This is a genomic window from Chloroflexota bacterium (assembly GCA_018648225.1).
GTDB lineage: Bacteria > Chloroflexota > Anaerolineae > Anaerolineales > UBA11858 > NIOZ-UU35.
Window position 1 is genome coordinate 4,671 of record JABGRQ010000057.1, and the last position, 18,053, is coordinate 22,723.

18 protein-coding genes are annotated in these 18,053 nt (G+C 52.8%); 7 read left to right on the plus strand and 11 right to left on the minus strand.

The genetic code is table 11. The features are described from left to right. Positions 1-93: 93 nt before the first annotated feature. A complete protein-coding gene (locus HN413_03760; GenBank protein ID MBT3389504.1) occupies positions 94-450 on the minus strand; it encodes a methyltransferase in 357 nt (118 codons plus the stop codon). A gap of 96 nt (positions 451-546) precedes the next feature. On the opposite strand from HN413_03760, the gene HN413_03765 reads away from it, so the two are divergent. Together HN413_03765 and HN413_03770 are read left to right on the plus strand one after the other, a co-directional pair. Further along, on the plus strand, positions 547-1,119 hold the full coding sequence (locus HN413_03765) for a class I SAM-dependent methyltransferase (GenBank protein ID MBT3389505.1): 573 nt from the start codon (positions 547-549) through the stop codon (positions 1,117-1,119). Beyond that, positions 1,116-2,039 (plus strand): metalloenzyme domain-containing protein, encoded by a 924-nt coding sequence (locus HN413_03770; protein ID MBT3389506.1) that lies wholly within the window; start codon positions 1,116-1,118, stop codon positions 2,037-2,039. The genes HN413_03765 and HN413_03770 overlap by 4 nt, the downstream gene beginning before the upstream one ends. Before the next feature lie 118 nt (positions 2,040-2,157). Here HN413_03770 and HN413_03775 read toward each other — a convergent pair whose 3' ends face one another. From HN413_03775 to HN413_03790, 4 genes are all read right to left on the minus strand, one after another. Next, entirely contained in the window at positions 2,158-3,837 is a 1,680-nt protein-coding gene (locus tag HN413_03775) for a long-chain fatty acid--CoA ligase (GenBank protein ID MBT3389507.1), read from the minus strand. 137 nt (positions 3,838-3,974) lie between these two features. Continuing rightward, the gene (gene miaA / locus HN413_03780) at positions 3,975-4,937 is read right to left on the minus strand and encodes a tRNA (adenosine(37)-N6)-dimethylallyltransferase MiaA (protein MBT3389508.1); all 963 of its coding nucleotides are present in this window, start codon (positions 4,935-4,937) and stop codon (positions 3,975-3,977) included. A gap of 9 nt (positions 4,938-4,946) precedes the next feature. Continuing rightward, on the minus strand, positions 4,947-5,300 hold the full coding sequence (locus HN413_03785) for a YraN family protein (protein MBT3389509.1): 354 nt from the start codon (positions 5,298-5,300) through the stop codon (positions 4,947-4,949). A gap of 31 nt (positions 5,301-5,331) precedes the next feature. After that, complete coding sequence (locus HN413_03790) at positions 5,332-6,192, minus strand: hypothetical protein (protein ID MBT3389510.1); 861 nt, start codon at positions 6,190-6,192, stop codon at positions 5,332-5,334. A gap of 234 nt (positions 6,193-6,426) precedes the next feature. On the opposite strand from HN413_03790, the gene HN413_03795 reads away from it, so the two are divergent. Then, positions 6,427-6,633: a cold-shock protein gene (locus tag HN413_03795; protein MBT3389511.1), complete on the plus strand. Its 207-nt coding sequence runs from the start codon at positions 6,427-6,429 to the stop codon at positions 6,631-6,633. A 228-nt stretch (positions 6,634-6,861) separates the two neighbouring features. Next, positions 6,862-7,761 carry a site-specific integrase gene (locus HN413_03800; protein ID MBT3389512.1) on the plus strand — a complete coding sequence of 300 codons (900 nt, stop codon included), beginning with the start codon at positions 6,862-6,864 and terminating at the stop codon, positions 7,759-7,761. 17 nt (positions 7,762-7,778) lie between these two features. On the opposite strand, the gene HN413_03805 is transcribed toward HN413_03800, so the two are convergent. The 5 genes from HN413_03805 to tilS form a co-directional block, all read right to left on the minus strand. Next, positions 7,779-8,894, minus strand: a complete 1,116-nt coding sequence (locus tag HN413_03805) for an ABC transporter ATP-binding protein (GenBank protein MBT3389513.1) — start codon at positions 8,892-8,894, stop codon at positions 7,779-7,781. Next, a complete protein-coding gene (locus tag HN413_03810; GenBank protein ID MBT3389514.1) occupies positions 8,891-9,544 on the minus strand; it encodes an ABC transporter permease in 654 nt (217 codons plus the stop codon). Before HN413_03810 ends, HN413_03805 begins: the two co-directional genes overlap by 4 nt. A gap of 65 nt (positions 9,545-9,609) precedes the next feature. After that, positions 9,610-10,506, minus strand: a complete 897-nt coding sequence (locus HN413_03815) for a solute-binding protein (GenBank protein ID MBT3389515.1) — start codon at positions 10,504-10,506, stop codon at positions 9,610-9,612. Positions 10,507-10,533: 27 nt separating this feature from the next. Further along, positions 10,534-11,529 (minus strand): helix-turn-helix domain-containing protein, encoded by a 996-nt coding sequence (locus HN413_03820; GenBank protein MBT3389516.1) that lies wholly within the window; start codon positions 11,527-11,529, stop codon positions 10,534-10,536. A 59-nt stretch (positions 11,530-11,588) separates the two neighbouring features. Beyond that, positions 11,589-13,019, minus strand: a complete 1,431-nt coding sequence (tilS, locus tag HN413_03825) for a tRNA lysidine(34) synthetase TilS (GenBank protein ID MBT3389517.1) — start codon at positions 13,017-13,019, stop codon at positions 11,589-11,591. Positions 13,020-13,161: 142 nt separating this feature from the next. Between tilS and HN413_03830 the strand changes: the two genes are divergently transcribed. Genes HN413_03830 through HN413_03840 form a run of 3 tightly spaced genes read left to right on the plus strand, consistent with a single transcriptional unit; the run spans position 13,162 to position 16,283 of the window. Next, positions 13,162-14,316 (plus strand): response regulator, encoded by a 1,155-nt coding sequence (locus HN413_03830; protein MBT3389518.1) that lies wholly within the window; start codon positions 13,162-13,164, stop codon positions 14,314-14,316. Positions 14,317-14,328: 12 nt separating this feature from the next. Next, positions 14,329-15,093 carry an NAD-dependent deacylase gene (locus tag HN413_03835; protein ID MBT3389519.1) on the plus strand — a complete coding sequence of 255 codons (765 nt, stop codon included), beginning with the start codon at positions 14,329-14,331 and terminating at the stop codon, positions 15,091-15,093. Next, the gene (locus HN413_03840) at positions 15,093-16,283 is read left to right on the plus strand and encodes a GAF domain-containing protein (GenBank protein ID MBT3389520.1); all 1,191 of its coding nucleotides are present in this window, start codon (positions 15,093-15,095) and stop codon (positions 16,281-16,283) included. Before HN413_03835 ends, HN413_03840 begins: the two co-directional genes overlap by 1 nt. A 17-nt stretch (positions 16,284-16,300) precedes the next feature. Here the strand turns inward: HN413_03840 and mutL are convergent, their stop codons facing one another. Further along, complete coding sequence (gene mutL, locus HN413_03845) at positions 16,301-18,052, minus strand: DNA mismatch repair endonuclease MutL (GenBank protein MBT3389521.1); 1,752 nt, start codon at positions 18,050-18,052, stop codon at positions 16,301-16,303. Between the last annotated feature and the right edge of the window lies 1 nt (position 18,053).

The window sequence follows — 18,053 nt, forward strand, 5'->3', positions numbered from 1 at the left end:
CGCCTGGTGGTGCTTCGAGGACGGTGTTAATTGCCACGCGATTTCAATTGCCTTTGCGCGAATTCTGGCGCAAATCGAGTAATCCAGTAAGCTCTATTCCCCACTCCAGCGGTAACGCGACAAATCCACACGCCCGCGGGCGTCAAAAATCACCCCCTCCGCCTGGAGCAGTTCACGCTGAATTTGTGCGCCAGCCCGCGCACTCACCATCCCCTTTGCATTAATCACCCGTTGCCAGGGAATGTCTTCCGGGCAAGCCGCCATTGCCCCACCAACCCAGCGCGCCCCAAACGCCAGATAACTCTGTATATTCATCCCGTCAGGCGGATCGAGCATTTCGGCGATTTGTCCATAGGTCATCACCCGGCCCGCGGGTATTCGCCGGACCAGCGCCCAGACTTGCTGCTGGAATTTGGCTTTCGTTGCGGGATTCAAGTATTGCGCAGACATAAAATTTCCTGAGTACGATAAAAACGAGACTTTCCCAGAATTATACCTAATCTGTAATCGCTCCACAATTCAGACAAGAATGGTAAACTTCAATTCATGAATTTCTTCAGACGCACCTTCTTTAATTTTTGGTACTATCGCCAACCGCCCTGGGATACAAGCATTTCGCCTCCTGAGCTTCTGGCTTATATCCGCAAGCATCCCCCTGGACAAGCGCTTGATATCGGTTGTGGAACCGGCACAAATGTTATTACGCTGGCGCAACACGGCTGGCACGTTGTCGGGGTCGATTTTGCGTCCAAGGCCATCCGCAGCGCCCGCCGAAAAGCCCGCCATGCCGAGATCAACGTGCAATTCCATGTGGATGATGCGCGCTATTTGCGCAAAGTTCAGCCCGATTTCGATTTTATTCTGGATATTGGCTGCTTCCACAGCCTCGATGATGATGGCAAATCTCGCTATGCGCAGCGCGTGGATGGCCTGCTTAAACCGGGAGGCGACTTCTTGATTTATCTCTTTTTCAAAGAGAATGCCGCGGCCTTCTCCGGGGCTGTTGAGGCAGATTTGGCGCATTTCGCGTCCCAATGGGATTTGATCTCCCGCGCGAATGGCTCCGAACGCGGCGAACGCCCCTCGGCGTGGCTACACTATTCAAAACCTGTCGCATGAGATTACTATTCCTATTTCTCGATGGCGTTGGGTTGGGCGCGAATGATCCCAACCAGAACCCGTTCGTGCGGGCCAAAATGCCCAACCTGATCAATTTGCTCGATGGTCAACGCCTACATGCCCTTGAGGGCAAACTGCCCTTCCACGGAGCACGCGCCAGCCTCGTGCCCATCGATGCCTGTCTGGGCATCCCTGGTTTGCCCCAATCCGCCAGCGGTCAGGCCACTCTGCTCACCGGGAAAAATATCCCCCAAATAATTGGCGAACATTATGGCCCCAAGCCGAATGCCGCCATCCGCGCAATTCTTGAAAACGACAATCTCTTTCATCGCCTTCGGCAGAATAATCAGCGCACGGCTCTGATCAATGCCTTCCCAGATGGCTATTTTGCAGGCATTCAATCTGGCAAACGCTTGCCGGGAGCAATTGCAATGGCGATGCGTGCCGCAAATATTCCCCTCAAGACCGAAGCCGACCTGCTCGCAGGGAATGCACTCTCTGCAGATTTCACTGCATCGGGCTGGCACAAGCATTTAGATTACACACATATCCCCATCCTGACTCCTACAGAAGCTGGGCGTCGATTAGCCATACTCGCCAAAGGATATGAGTTGACTTTTTTCGAATACTGGCTCAGCGATGTTTTGGGTCACCGCAGAGATATGGCGGCAGCTTGTGAGCGGCTGGAAGAATTTGATGCTATGCTGGGCGGCCTGCTGAAGACCTGGGATGATGACCAGGGGTTAATATTGATTACATCCGATCATGGCAATCTCGAAGATTTGAGTACCCGCCGACACACCAGCAATCCAGTGCCCGGATTGGTCATCGGCGCAGCGGGCTTGCGACATCCATTCTCGGAGAAATTGCACAACCTGGCCGATATAACACCTGCCATACAACATTTCTTCGCATCATAAGGGCATTATTCAATCACTCCACATCAAAAAAAACAGTTCCCGATATTTAGCTCATCAGGAACTGTTTTTTGGATAATGGTTCTTTTCTTGCGAAGGCTACCAAATCGACACTAAAAAATCATGCGCCTTCTTTGTGCTGCCTCACCAACTCGCGGCGCAAAATTTTGCCAACATTGGTCTTAGGCAGTTCATCGCGAAATTCAATCTGGCTGGGCACTTTATAGGCTGCCATATTTTCTTTGCAAAATGCGCGAATTTCTTCAACAGTGGCCTCTTCACTCGGTATCAACACAATCCAGGCCTTGACAGTCTCGCCCCGTTTCGGGTCCGGGATGCCGGCCACGCCGACCTCAAAAACTTTTGGATGATCGGTAATCACTTCTTCAACCTCGCGCGGCCACACCTGGAACCCGCCGGGCTTAATCAGCTCTTTTTTGCGATCAACAATGTAGAAATAACCATCCTCATCCATGCGGCCAATATCACCCGTATACAACCAGCCATCACGCAGCGAATTCTGGGTTTCTGTGGGCATATTGTGATAACCCTTGAAAATCTGGGGGCCTTTTAGCACAATTTCGCCAATTTCACCCGACGGCAGAACGGTCACTTCGTCATCGAGGCTAATGATACGTGCTTCTACATCAGGCAGCGGCAAGCCAATCGAACCAGCGCGATTTTCGCCCTGTAACGGATTGCAGGTTGCCGCGGTCGGCGACTCGGAAAGGCCGTAGCCCTCGAAAACAAGCCCGCCTGTCAGGGCTTCGAATTTTTCTTTGGTTTCCCGCATCAACGGCGCCGATCCCGAGATACATGCTTTAATTGAACTCAAATCATATTTCCCTGCCAGAACATCGGGCCAATTATTGATGGCATTATACAGTGTGGGCACGCCGGGAAAAATCGTACAACGATATTTTTGCAGGTTCTCCAGATCGTCCTTAATATCGCGGGCATTCGGAACCATAACCAAAGCAGCCCCACACGCGAAACCAAAATTCATCCCGGCCACCATACCATAGACATGGTAAAGCGGAATTGCCATTAGCACAACTTCCTCACCGTCGATGGCGCTAGGCATCCAGAGCCGAATCTGCAACGCGTTGGCTACCAGATTGCGGTGCATTGCGATGGCGCCTTTGGGCACGCCCGTAGTGCCGCCACTATACTGGAAAACGGCATCATCATCGGGGCCAACATCCACCTTGGGGCGATCTTCCGGCTTAAATTTTGCCAGCAAATCTGGCATCCAAATATCGCCCTCACCCAATTGCACACGAAAACCGCTCTTCTTCTCCTTGAGTAAAGTAAAAAGGAAAGCGGTAACTGGCGGTAAAGTCTCTTTGATATTGGTAACAACAATCTTCTTTATACCAGTTTTCGGCTGCACACTCTTGACAATATTGTAGAAATTACTCATCACCACCATAACTTCTACGCCAGCATCATTTACCTGATGCTCGATTTCGCGTTCCGTATACAACGGATTCATCGCCACAACAACCGCTCCAATTTTGAGCGCCCCATAATACGCTACCACAAATTGCGGTGTATTGGGAACAATAATCCCAATCCGGTCGCCCTTTTTTACTCCCAGGTCTGCCAGACCGGCAGCAAACTGGTCGGTAATATCATTCATTTCTTTATAGGAAATTTTAGCGCCCTTAAAAATTGTGCAGGGCTTATCAGCATATTTCTTGGCACCATTTTCGAGAAAATAAAACAATGGGACTTCTGGGTAATCAATCGATTTTGGAACTCCCTCATCGTATATCTCTAACCAGGGACGATCGCTCATGTTTTTACTCCTTTGTCACACAATGATTTGAGGTGATGACGATTTGGCGATTGAAGTGCAGGCCATCCGCCCCACTCGAACTTGCACAACTCCACTCTCACAAGAATAGTATAGATTTTTCTGCAACAAAAGTCAAACTATTTCTCAAATTCGCCTTGCTCCACTCGAAAACGCTGCACGCTTGCTACGATTTGATGCAAAGAATCGGCGGCGTTTGCGGGAAACCACTGGATCAGCGGGTCGTCTTCTTTGAACCAATTGGCTTGCCGTCGCACAAAGCGCCGGGTGATGCGTTTCATCTGCACAACAACTTCTTCGAGCGAAATTTCTCCGGCGAGATACTGAATCACCTGACGATAGCCGATCGCAGATAACGATGGCAGTTCTGCAGAATAACCCCGATCGAGCAGGTTTTGTGTCTCTGTGATAAGACCTGCTGCCAGCATTGTGTGGATACGCGCGTCGATGCGCGCGTACAATTCCGGGCGTGGACGCTGTAACCCCAACATCAACACCCGATAGGGAGACGGGCCGGACTCCCTCAGAGTGGAGAATAACTGCCCGGTGGTGAGAATCACCTCCAGGGCGCGTACGCTGCGGCGCATATTTTGCGGCTCCATGCGGGCGGCGGCTTCCGGATCAAGCTTTTGCAAACGGGCGTACAGGGCCTCCGGGCCAATATCCCCCGCCCAATTCTCCAGCGCCGCTCGCAATCGCGGGTCAGGTTCTACTTCGGGCACGCGCCAACCCTCCACCAACGCCCGGATATATTGCCCGGTGCCCCCCACCAACAAGGGCACGCGTCCGCGGGTGCAAATATCCAGCACCGTGGTCTGAACAGCCTGCAAGTACATCGCCAGACTCCAAACCTCATCGGGGTTGGCAACATCCACCAAATGATGTGGCACGCGGCGTTGTTCTTCAGCCGTGGGCTTGGCTGTGCCAATATCCATGCCGCGATATAAAAGCCGCGAATCCGCCGAGATGATCTCAGCGTTGATACGCTCCGCCAACTGCAAAGACAGCTCCGTTTTCCCAACTGCGGTCGGGCCAAGCAAGATAATCAGGGGTAATTTTCTATCCGGCGAAGTTGGTATCATCAATATTTTTCAAATATTCTCAAAATGCGCCAATTGAGGTTGGGTATCGGCATTGGTGCGCAAAATGGCGATCACATCAATCTGCCAATCTTTATCCCAGTGGTACTCTTGTACATACAAATTTGCGGCATCATAAAGATGCTGACGCTTTTTCGGGGTTATGGCTTCTTCGGGATAACCAAAGGTGCTGGAAGAACGCGTCTTCACTTCGATAAAAATGAGCCGTTCATGCCGCTCCACGACCAGATCAATTTCCCCATAAGGGGTGCGATAATTGCGCGCCCGAATCGAATACCCTTGTTTTTGTAAAAATTCGGCGGCATACGCTTCACCCCATTTTCCCAACGCAATACGATAATCCATAGTTTAAATCATACCAAATGTGGGATGGCTTTCAGACCAATAATTGGGTTAGGCGCTGCGCCACCCAGGCCGGGGAATTTTTCGCGGGTTTGCGAATACGATCTACCCGAGGCTGCCATGTGGCATCAAAAGTCAGGAAGCGGGCGCCCTTGATGGTCTCTGGCAACCCAGCAGGGAAATATTCGTGCGCAGCCTCAACAAATTGAGTGTAATTTTCCTCTCGTTCGCCGCGTGTTGCACCTGGAATATTGAGCAACAGGCTTTCAGATGCAACATCATCTATCATGGTGCGTACCTCCCAAAGCACTCCGGGCGAAATGCCTGCCGTGAGGATAACAAGGCTACTTTTTCGCGCCAAATTGACAACCTGTTCTTGCCAATTATCATCACCAACATATAGATTGCGCGCTCCGAGAATCGGGGGGCTGCCCGGTTCACCGATAGCTACCAGCGGGCCAATTTTTCGGGTGATATAGGCCAGCACCTGCTCAAAGGAGGCGCGCCCGGTCATCTCCAGGTAAAGCGCCCGCATATTATTTGGCGAGAGCGGAAATTTGCGCCAGGTTCGCAGCCGGTAGAGACTGAAAGCTGCGGCCCCATCCCAGCCAGCATCCTTGTCAAATGGGCGCAAAAACAACACCGGAGCCTCATCTGCATCCACTACGGCAAAAATAGCGGCGGAATAGCGGCGCTTAAAGTGACGATAACTGAGACGAGCCAAAATAAACGCGGGCAAGAACGACAAAATAAAGATCAGTGTGTTGTCGATGCTAACAATTCCGATGGCGGCGAAAATCAGCGCCAGAAGTGCATAAATTATCGCCAGCCAGATTTTTCGTCGCGTTGTGGCGGGGCGGTTGCGAGGCGGGGATTCGTTGGGTGAGGTCATCATGCGAATTTCCTGTGTTGAATACCGATAAATTTGGAAGTGCGCACATCTTACCATACAGGAGTGTAAACTGAACCCATAAATCTCGGATAGTGATTTTGAAAAAAGGGCTTCACAACTTCCAAATATGTGCTACACTATAGTGCTTGTTTAACAGAAGTTCTCAAATAAAGATTCACCCTTGATTTGGAACCCATGCGAAACCTAGCAAATCTTCAACGAAAGGAGTTCCAAATCATGGCAAAAGAACAAGGTACCGTAAAATGGTTCAACGGCTCGAAGGGCTACGGCTTTATCGAGCGCGACGCTGGCGGCGATGTTTTCGTCCACTTCAATGCGATCATCGGTGAGGGTTTCAAATCCCTCGATGAAGGTCAGCGCGTAGAGTTTGAGGTCGTGCAGGGGCAGAAAGGCCCCCAGGCACAAGACGTCGTAGCTCTATAGAATAACCTACAGAAGTCAAAAAACAGGACAGCTAGATTAGCTGTCCTGTTTTTATTTGGGGCATACAGCTCCAGTGATGAGTATTTTTCGCAATTTCAGCTCAAGCGGGACTTACGCACTTTCGCAAAAGAAAGCCCACACAAATTCACGCATTGACTTTCGCGCAACTCTCCGATAAACTATACGCAATGAAAGTTGCCTATACGAAATTTCCACAAGGAGATTCGCATGACTGAACAAAACACTGCCCACATTACCGCTCAAACAACCCTCATCCCCGCCATCAATGGCTGGAAGATTTACCTGCAAGACCAGGGGAATTCCCCTCACACCCTAAAGGCTTTCATCGGCGACGTAGAATTACTAGCATCCTACCTCCCTCCTGATCGCACACTGGGTTCAGTCACCACCAGCGATCTAAATAATTTTCTCGAGTGGATGCTCACCGAACGCGGCGTGCCTTGCAGTCCAAAAACACTGGCGCGTCGCATCACTTCGATCAAAGCATTTTTTCGCTGGTTGCACGGCGGAGCTGTTATTTTCGTCGATCCGGCAGAAAAGGTGGTGCAAAAATCGGTGCGCAGCCCGCTACCCGAGGTACTTACTCCAGACGAGGTTGAGGCCGTCATCACAGTAGCGGAACGGTTTGCCCACGCTGCCAAACCGGATACACGCCATATCGCTTTACTCACGTTGCTCCTGGCAACGGGCATCAAAAAAAGCGAATGCCTTACGCTCAGCCCAAATCATATTCAGTGGGACGCGCCCAATGGACCACTGCTGTTCGTGCGCTATGCTGCCCCGAAAAACCGCTATAAAGAACGCAAAATCGAATTGCCCGCGGATTGGGAAGAAATCTACCGCCGCTATGCGGCCCAGCACAACCTGAGCGAGAAGTTATTCCCCTGGTCGCAGCGTCGCCTGGAATATCTGCTCGAAGATTTGAGCAACGAAGCCGGACTTGAAAAACATCTTTCTTTCAGCATGTGCCGCTGGACCTGCGCGCTAACCGACATGCAATCCGGCATGGATTCGGATAAAATTCGCCAAAAACTGGGGGTTTCAAAAGTTCAATGGCGCGAACTTAGCCAAAAACTCATGCGCCTGGCCGAACCAGCCGCACCCTAAAAAAACAAGACCCAAATTCAATCGATTTTGGCAACATTCAAGGGCTCATCGCTGCGTAAAATAATATGCACTGCGCTGGCCTTGAATGTTGCTGTAACTTTCGCGCCGGGTTCCAGGCACATTGTTTGTGCCGACGAACGCGTAACCAACGCCACCAACATAAATCCGCAATCCAGCACCACACGCACCAGCGGCCCACTGGGCAAAATCTGTTTGACATGGCCCCGGATAACATTGCGCGCGCTCGATGGCGGCAGATCGGCTTGTTCCCAAAGCGTGACATCTTCGGGACGCAAGCACACATACACCTGCTGATCGAACTGCGCGTGCCCCACAGCTTCAATGCGCTGCGCACCCACTTCGACACTAATCTGTCCATTTTTCGCTGCAACCACCCGCCCCGGCAGCACCGTCTCAACCCCCACAAACGCAGCCACATCCAAATCCGAAGGCGCAGTAAACACCGCTTCAGGCGTCCCCTGCTGGCGCAATTCGCCCGCCAAAATTACTGCCACCCCATCCCCTAAAAATAAAGCCTCATCCAGATCGTGCGTAACCAAAACGGTTGTAATCTGCGTCTCTGCCAGCAGCGCCGAGAGATCATCCAACAGACGCTTGCGCGTGGGAGGATCGAGCGCCGAAAAAGGCTCGTCGAGCAACAGCAACTCTGGCTCCAGCGCCAAGGCCCGCGCCAGGCTGACTCGCTGCGCTTCGCCTCCCGATAGTTCGGTAGCACGCCGATGCTTGAGTTCAGCAATCCCCAGACGCGCCAGCCACTTTTCGACTCGCGGCCGGATTTTATTCTTCCCCAAACCGCGGAAGCGCAGACCGGCGGCTACGTTGTCGAAGACGGATGTATCGAATAAAAGTGGATCCTGCAAAACCAGGGCGACTTTGCGCCGGTAGACGAGATCGGACTCGCTCGCGGGAGGATTGCCATTGAAAAAGATTTCACCGCGCTCCGGAGAGAGTAATCGGGCGAGCGCGAGCAATAATGAGCTTTTCCCCGCCCCGTTGGGACCAACCACCGCCAATACCGCGCCCTTCTCAATCGTCAGGGCATTAATTCGCAAAACCGGCTGCCCGCCACGCGCCACCTGCAAATTGCGGATTTCCACCAGGGGCGAAGTCATCGCCGCGCTCCCCGCTGCTGAATCCATGTCAAGGCCCAATTGACCAGGAAGATGATTGCCAGCAGCAAAACCCCTAATGCAATCGCAATATCAAAGTTTCCTTTGCCGGTTTCGAGCACAATTGCCGTGGTCAGCACGCGTGTTTGATAGCGGATATTGCCCCCTACCATCATCGACGCGCCCACCTCCGAAATCACCGAACCGAAGCCCGCCATTAACGCCGCCAACAGGGGCAGCCGCGCTTCCCGCCACAGAGACCCGATCATTTGCAGGCGCGAAGCGCCAAGTCCGTAAAGTTGCAGCCGCAAGCGCGGATCCAGCGCTTGTAGCGCGGCCGCGGTCAGCCCGGTGACTACCGGCGCAGAGATCACGGTTTGCGCGATGATAATCGCTGAGGGTGTGTAGATGAGTTTAAAATCACCCAGCGGCCCGGACCGCCACAACAGCATCGCCACGATCAGGCCAACCACCACGGGAGGTAGTCCCATACCGGTATTGACAATACTGAGAAAAAAAGATCGCCCCGGAAACTTCCCCAGCGCCAGCACGGTTCCCAATGGCAATCCGATGAGTAAACTGATGCCCGTTGCCAACGCCGAAATTTTCAGCGACAGAACCGTGATTTGGAAAACTTCGGTATCAAAATACATAACAAAGATTCATCACGTAAACACAAAGACTCACTGTGTTCTCTGCATCTCCGTAGCGATATGCCTTACTCCAGCCCCAGTTCGGCGTCGGTCTTGTCTGCATCGGGGAAGAATAGCGGCTGACCATACGCTTCAACGCCAAATTCCTTGATAACGGCCTGAGTTTTATCACTGGCCATAAAATTGGCAAAAGCCAGCGCGCCATCATAGTTAACATCCGGCCATTGATCCGGGTTTACGGTTATCACATGATAAACGTTGAGCAGCACAGCGTCGCCCTCGGCAAGAATCACCAGATCGAGATTATCCTGGTTCGCCAGATAAGTTGCCCGATCGGTGAGCGTATAAGCCAATTTCTCGGAGGCAATCACCAGCGTGGCGCCCATCCCTTGCCCGGATTCAACATACCAGGCGGGCTTGTCGCCGTTGGGATTGTAATCCGTTGCATCCCAGATGTTCAATTCTTTTTTATGCGTGCCAGAATCATCGCCGCGTGAGACAAACATCGCTTCGGAGGCAGCAATCAGGGCAAGAGCATCCGCGGCAACGATATTACCTCGAATTCCTGCAGGGTCATCTGTAGGGCCAACGATGACAAAATCGTTGTGCATCACCAGGAAGCGTTCTTTGCCGAAGCCTGCCTCCATCAACGCTTTCTCCGACGACGGGGCATGAACCAGCAGCACATCGGCGTTACCGTCTTTAGCCATTGCCAGGGCTGCGCCGGTTCCTACGGCCACAGTCTGGACAACGTAACCGCTCTGCTCCTGGAATATGGGTACCAGCACATCCAGCAGACCCGAATCTTGCGTCGATGTTGTCGTTGCCAGAATCAGTTCCGGGTTTTTGGGCGAACCTACTTCGAGGGGTTCATCAACCGCTGGCTCGCCACAGGCTGTCATTGCCAATGGAAAAACCAGGCCAATAAGGATAAGTATTTTCAATAGATGTTGAGTTTTCATTGGAATTTCCTATGTACTGAACCACACTCACAAAATAATTTCTTCACCGGCAACTTGAGGCTGATACCCGGCCAATCCAGTGACTATATTCCGAAAAGCGTTACTCGTCATAGCATCAAACACAGGCGCCAGCAACGCCGAATCCGCATCATCTCCAGACAGAACCAGGTCATAACGTTCATCGAACAGGGGGATAAAATCCAACCCGCGCGCCTGTGCCGCGGCCAGCACGGCCAATCCCGCATCGGCCTGAGCAGAGACCACTGCGTCAGCCACACCCAAATGCGTATCGGCTACGCGCTCATAACCTTGAATTCCCTGAGAGTTGATCCCTAGCGTTTTTAACTGCGCATCCAGCCACAGCCGCGTCCCCGAGCCACGTTGCCGATTGATAAACCGTACTTCGGGGCGCGCCAAATCTTCCACGCCTTCAAGCCCCAGCGGATTCCCCGGCGCGACCAGCAATCCCTGTTGGCGGCGCGCCAAAGTCACCACGCGCATCGTCTGGCCGGGGAAAAGATGGCGCACATACGGGGTGTTATACTCCCCGCTGGGCAGGTCCAGCAAATGACAGCCCGCCAACTGGCAGATCCCCTGGCGCAACATAATCAGGCCATCCAGGCTGCCCACCGGCAACGTGAACATCGCCGGGGCGTCGGCAGCATCCCGCAACAATCCTGCCAGCAAATTCAAAGCCAGATCATCACTCCCCGCAACCAGAACAGCCGGGCGCGCTCCACGCTCTGGCAGAATTGCCAACTGAATCGCAAACGCCGCCGCGGTGGCCTGATAAAACTTCTCTGTATAATGGCCTATTTTTTGCGTGTGCGTCAGCGCGACCAATCCGGCGTTTTCCAACTGTTTTACGTGGTAGCGCGCCTTAGCCGGATGCACATCAAAAATCTTTCCGAGATGCGTGAGGGTAGCGGGCTTCGCCATCAGGGCGCGCAAAATTGCCAGACGGCGGGCATCTGAAAGTATTTTTATGGCTTCATATTCCGAAATTTTTTTCAAGGGTAACATGTGACGTCTACGCTAAATTTAATTTTAGCGTAGATATTTTACCCCGAATATCCCGCCTGTCAATTGAGCGACAACAACTCCATAAAAATTATACGTTTGCTCGCTGAGGTTATCTTAAATCCCTGCGACACATGCAGCCCAGGCACCCAGGCAATTCTATTCTCCAGCAGCACAATCGGCCAACGTGCCCGCGCCCGCCGAGGGACTTTGGCATTTATCATCAAGTCGGAAATCTTGACCGCGGCGCCATCCATACCCAGGGGTTGGATTCGATCCCCGGGGCGGCGTCCCCGGATTTGCACCTGAGCAGGTTGCTGCCCGCGAAGAGCGATCCACACCCGGTAAGGATCGCTGTTCTCAATGGCTTGCGCACGCGCTTTTTCCACATCACCAAGGATTTCGCAGCGCAACACCCAGCCCTTGGGCAACACAAGTTCGCCCGGCACGGTGCAATCGATCACACCGGCTGCTTGCCCTAGCTGGGGCCACAGCCTGGATGGGAGTTCGGCATTTTCCATTGCCATATAAAAATGCCCGGCTTCACTAAAAACGCGCAGCCCCATCACCAGATCGGCCATACCCGCCTCACCATGCAGCACTGCCAGGGCGCGTGCCACAGCACCAAATCCTACATCGCGCAGGTCTTCAATTAGCTGTCCGGCAGCCCAACGGATCAACCGCCGTTGAATCCCCATAGGCTGCCCGGTAAGCTTGCGCGCATTGAAGGCCAGAAAGCCAGCGCCCTGTTCTATAAGCGTCTCGCGCCGCGCCTGCATGGTCAGATTCGCAAGAATATCTTCGTCAGCAGCGAAAATATCGGCCATTTGTCCCAGGCGTTGGCGCACACCGGGGATAAGTTCATCAAGGTCGGGCAGCGTTTCATGGCGCAAGCGGTTGCGGAATAACGATGTATCCAGATTGCTGGAATCTTCAATCGGATTCAGACCACGTTCAGTACAGTACGTGACAATCTCCGCACGGGGCACGCCCAATAGTGGGCGAAGCAATGGGATTTCATCGCTCCAGGGGTTCGGCAGCAAATAGGGCCGCATACCTTTTAGTCCAGCCAGTCCACTGCCGCGTAAAAAGTGCATTAGTACGGTTTCCGCCTGATCATCAGCGTGATGCCCAACCGCCACTGCCCGCGCCCCGAGGCTCTGTGCCCGCTTGAAGAGAAAGTTATAGCGACACACGCGGGCGGCTTCTTCAGTTGAAAGGCGGTTCTGCCGGGCATAGAGGGCTACGTCAATCGTCTCGGAGACAAAAGGGATCTTCAGGGTTTCAGCAACCCAGGCCACCCGGCGCGCGTCCGCCGGCGCCTCGAGGCGCAATCCATGATTCAGATGCGCGGCCGCTACTGGCAACTCGCTGCGGTAAAATAAATCCAGCAAAACCAAACTATCTGCGCCGCCTGAAATCCCCACCAAGGTTAATGCCTGAGAATCCAAGGAGTATTCTTTAAGTTTGATCTGAAAATCAGCTAACAACATGCAAAAATTATAACGTACAAACAGAATCTTAAGGTTTTCAGTACCAAAGTGTTAGAGCAAGTTTATTAATTATTCATTAAAATCAGGTATACTAGTGTTACGCGATCGATATTTGCGATTGGGTTTTTCTGGAGGAGAAAAAATGGCCGATAAAGTTCTCATTGTGGATGATGATGTTGAAACCCTACGGCTGGTAGGGTTAATGCTGGAACGCCAGGGGTACAATATTAGCGCAGCCGATAACGGAGAACGCGCCATAAAACGGGCGCAAGCCGATCGCCCAGACCTGGTTCTACTCGATGTGATGATGCCAGATATGAGCGGCTATGAGGTCGCCAAGCAATTACGCGCCAGTGAGATTACTGCGAATGTGCCAATTATCATGTTCACCGCCAAAGCGCAGGTAGACGATCGAATTGAGGGGCTTGAATCGGGCGCCGACGCTTATTTAACCAAACCGACCCAACCACGCGAATTGCTCGCACAAGTGAAGGCATTGCTGGCGCGCTCGAAAGCAGCACGCACGGCTCAGGCTATGGGGAAAGCTCCCGAATCGCGCGGACTTACGATCGGCATTCTTTCTGCGAAGGGCGGCCTGGGCGTGACGACACTGGCCACCAATTTAGGTATTACGCTGCGAAAATTGACCCGCGAGAGTGTGGTCATCGCCGATTTCAGGCCGGGCAGTAGCGATATTAGCGCCGGGCTGGGCTATTCCAATTCCAATGGCGTTGTACAACTGCTGCGCAAAGAAGCCAAGGCAATTTCGCCTGTCGATATTCAGCGCGAACTGGTAGCACACCAGAGCGGGGTGCATGTATTTGTTTCGCCACAACGCCCGCGCGATGCTGTTTATGCCATGCGCCTGGAACAATATCGAGCTATCGCACGCTTGCTGCCGAGCATCTCTAAATATGTTTTGCTTGATTTAGGCCCTTCCCTGCCCCCACTGACACAAATGGTGCTGAAGTATTGTGATGAATTCCTGATTGCAATGGAGCCTTCTCCTGCCAACATCCAGCAGACCAAACAACTCATCACCGATCTGATCAGTCTCAATGTAGGCAAGGGGCGCATCCATGTAGCGCTTGTCAACCGAACACGCTCCAACCTACAGATGAATTGGTCGACAGCGCAAGAAGAATTGGCACACCCGATTTCTTCAGTGATTACCCCGGCGCCCGATTTGGCCTACAAAGCCTCTGAGATCAACACGCCCATGGTGCTTCAGCAACCCAGCAGCCTGACGGCAGAACAATTTACCAAGCTGGCTTCGGCTTTCGTGCAAGCTGAATAATCATTCGCGAATATGACCACCCGGGTAGATACATCGGCGATTCGCGAAGCTGCCAGCCTCATCCGCTCGTCGCGCAATACCGTTGCACTCACCGGCGCAGGAAGTTCCACCCCCTCCGGTATACCCGATTTTAGATCGGCAGGAAGCGGGCTTTGGGCCCGCTTTTTGCCGATGGAAGTCGCCTCCCTGACCGCATTCCGACATCACCCAGAACGATTCTTCGAGTGGTTGCGCCCATTAGCCAGCCATATGCTGAACGCGCAGCCCAATGACGCCCATATTGCCCTGGCAGAATTAGAAAAAACAGATTGCTTGCATACCATCATTACGCAAAACATCGATGGGTTGCATCAGCGTGCCGGATCACAGCATGTGCTGGAGGTTCACGGCACGCTCAATACGCTTTCTTGCATCGGCTGTTATCAAAAAATTTCTTCGCAAGGCTATATCGACCAATACATTCACCAGGGTATAATTCCCCGTTGCCCGGAATGCAATCGGATTCTCAAGCCCGATACGGTATTATTTGAAGAACAACTCCCGGCAAAAATTTGGCTGCAAGCTCGCAAAGCCACTGAAAATTGTGAAGTGATGATTGTGGCTGGTTCTTCGCTGCTGGTGATGCCGGTTGCTGGTTTGCCCATGAAAGCGGTTGAAAACGGCGCCAAACTCGTTATCATAAACAAAAGCGCGACCTATATTGACGAACGCGCTACGGTATTACTGAATGGCGATATTGCCGAAATCATCCCGGCGATCGCGGCGCAATTACATTAATGTCTAAGATATCTTCCACCCACGATTTTGAACGCTTTCAAAAAATCATCTCGATTTCACGCGATCTGACGTCAACGCTGGACCTCGACATTTTACTCAAACGTATTATCCGCGCGGCAGTAGAGCTTACCGGTGCCGAAGCCGCATCAATTTTATTGTATGATGAGCGCATGGCGCAACTCAACTTTCAGGTGGCTACCAATTTCGATCCAAAAATGCGCGGGCTGGAAGTGCCTGTTGAAAGCAGTATCGCCGGATGGATTGTAAAGAATCGTCGCCCAATCATCATTAATGATGCCCAAAACGATGAGCGCCATTTTGTGAAAGTTAGCCAGGCAATCGGTCTGACAACCCAATCTTTGTTGGGGGTACCCCTGATTGCCAAAGATAAAGTCAGCGGCGTACTCGAAGCCATCAACAAACAAGGCGGGGAATTTACTGCCGAAGATCAAGAATCCCTGATGGCGCTCGGATCACATGCTGCTATCGCCATTGAAAATTCGCGCTTATTCCAGCAATACGATTTAATCGCCGAATTTGTACACGAACTACGCACCCCGTTGGCGTCACTGCGCACAGCCACACATTTACTCACACACCCCAAAGTTACCGATGAACGACGTGCTGAAATTTCTGAGAGCATTGAAAATGAAGCCATTAGGCTTGCCAATATGTCGTCTGACTTTTTGAATATCGCGCGCCTTGAATCGGGGCGCAATCAACTAAATATGGGGCAATTTGAAGTACATACCCTTCTTCAAAGCGTGGCCGATCTAACAGAAAGCCTGGCACAACGAAAAGAACTTCAATTTGAACTCGAGATAGAAGCTGGCTTGACCCCAATTTCCGGGGATCGTGACAAGCTTCATCAGGCATTGGTCAACCTGCTCAGCAACGCGATCAAATACAACCATCCAGGAGGGCGCGTATTACTCAAAGCAGAATCCACTCCCGGTGGCGTACACATTCTGGTTAGCGATACCGGAATCGGCATCCCGGAAAAATATATCCAGCAACTCTTTGGAAAATTTTTCCGCGTACCTGGCTCTGAGAAACACGCCCAGGGCACCGGATTGGGGCTGTCAATTGTCAAGCGAATTGTTGAAAGTCATGGGGGAAATATTGCCGTCGAGAGCGAATCCGGGCAAGGCTCAACATTCAAGATTTTTTTACCCACCTCTGGCATTTAACAAAACTCAAGGATTTGCTACCGCGCGCCTCTCCGTCCAAATTGACGCTCCAGCGCATCGACGGAAAGATGGATCATGGTTGGGCGCCCATGCGGACAGGTACGCGGCGACTGACTGGCTTCCAGGTCTCGCAGCAATGCAATTTGTTCCTGGTGTGAGAGTACTTGTCCACCTTTCACTGCCGCCCGTTTGCACACACGGGCAATGATCTTGGCTTCAATTTCCTGGGCCAGTGGGGTTTCATCTTCTTCAAAATCTTCTACCAACACGCGCAACGCCGCGGCAGGATTCAGCCCGCTGAGGATTGCCGGAATGGCGCGCACTAAAAACGACTCGCGCCCAAAGGGTTCAACATCAAAACCGAGCTTCGATAACACTGGCAATTGCTCTTCGAGCAGATTGGCCGCGGCATAGGGTAGTTCTATAGTCGCGGGTTCCAGCAAAGCCTGAGAGGGAATCGCGCCGCCGCGCTGCGCCATAAAACGCTCAAAAAGTACGCGTTCGTGGGCGGCGTGTTGGTCGATCAGGTAGAGACCATCTGGGCCTTCGGCAATCAGATAGGTGGCGGCCACTTGCCCGATGAGGCGCAGGAGGGGTGTATGTACTTCGGGGAGTTCGGGCTGGGCTTTGATTGAGGGTTGAGAATCCCCACTCATCGGTCGTCGTTCATCGGTCGCCCAGCCCCAAGCCGGGTCAGTGCCGCGGGCCGCTGAATCAACCCCAAAGGGAGTCCCGCTGCTCCAGCGCATGCGCTCGCTCAATTGATCAATTTCAGGCACCGGCGTGTGCGCTTGCAAGGCCGCGTGGACGGCATTCCCCACAATCCTGAATATTTCATCGCGCTGGCGAAAGCGAACTTCGGCTTTGGTGGGATGCACATTCACATCCACGTTCTCAGGCGACATGGCAATAAAAATAACCGCGTGGGGGTAACGCCCGACCATAAGCATCGTGTGATAGGCGCGCACCAACGCGGTTGTAAGGGCAATATCATGCACCGGGCGACCGTTGACAAAGAATAATATCTGGCTGCGATTGGAGCGCGTCACCGAAGTTGGGCTGGTGAAACCGGTCACTGAAACCGAATCGGCTTGAGCCAGCACCGCGATCATTTGACGGGCAATATCGGCCCCATAGAGCGCGGCGAGAACTTCGCGGCGCTCGCCGTTGCCGCTGGTTTGCAACGCGCCGCGCCCCTCCATACGCAGTTGAAAACGCACCTGGGGGTACGCCAATGCATAATGCGTGACCAGGGTTTGAATATGGCGGCGTTCGGTGCGGTCGCTCTTGAGAAATTTGAGCCGCGCCGGAACATTGTAGAATAAGTCTTCGACGCGCACAACCGTTCCGGCTGGCGCGCCGGTCGGCTGGGGCGCGCTGCTAATGCCGCCATCGACTTGCAAACGCGTGCCCAAATCATCATCGCGGCGGCGTGAGGTAATACTCGTGCGCGAGACCGAACCAATCGATGCCAGCGCTTCCCCGCGGAACCCAAGCGTGGCGATGCGAAATAAATCATCTGCAGAAGTCAGCTTACTGGTGGCATGACGCCGTACAGAGAGTTCTAATTCGCCAGAGGCGATCCCGTGTCCATCATCGGCAACTTCAGTCAGCCGTTTTCCGGCATCTTCCACGGTCACAGAAATATAGCTCGCCTGGGCATCAATGGCGTTTTCGAGCAGTTCTTTTACCACCGAGGCCGGACGTTCGATAACTTCTCCGGCAGCAATTTGTGAGGCAACTTCATCGGGCAAGATTTTGATGGTCATG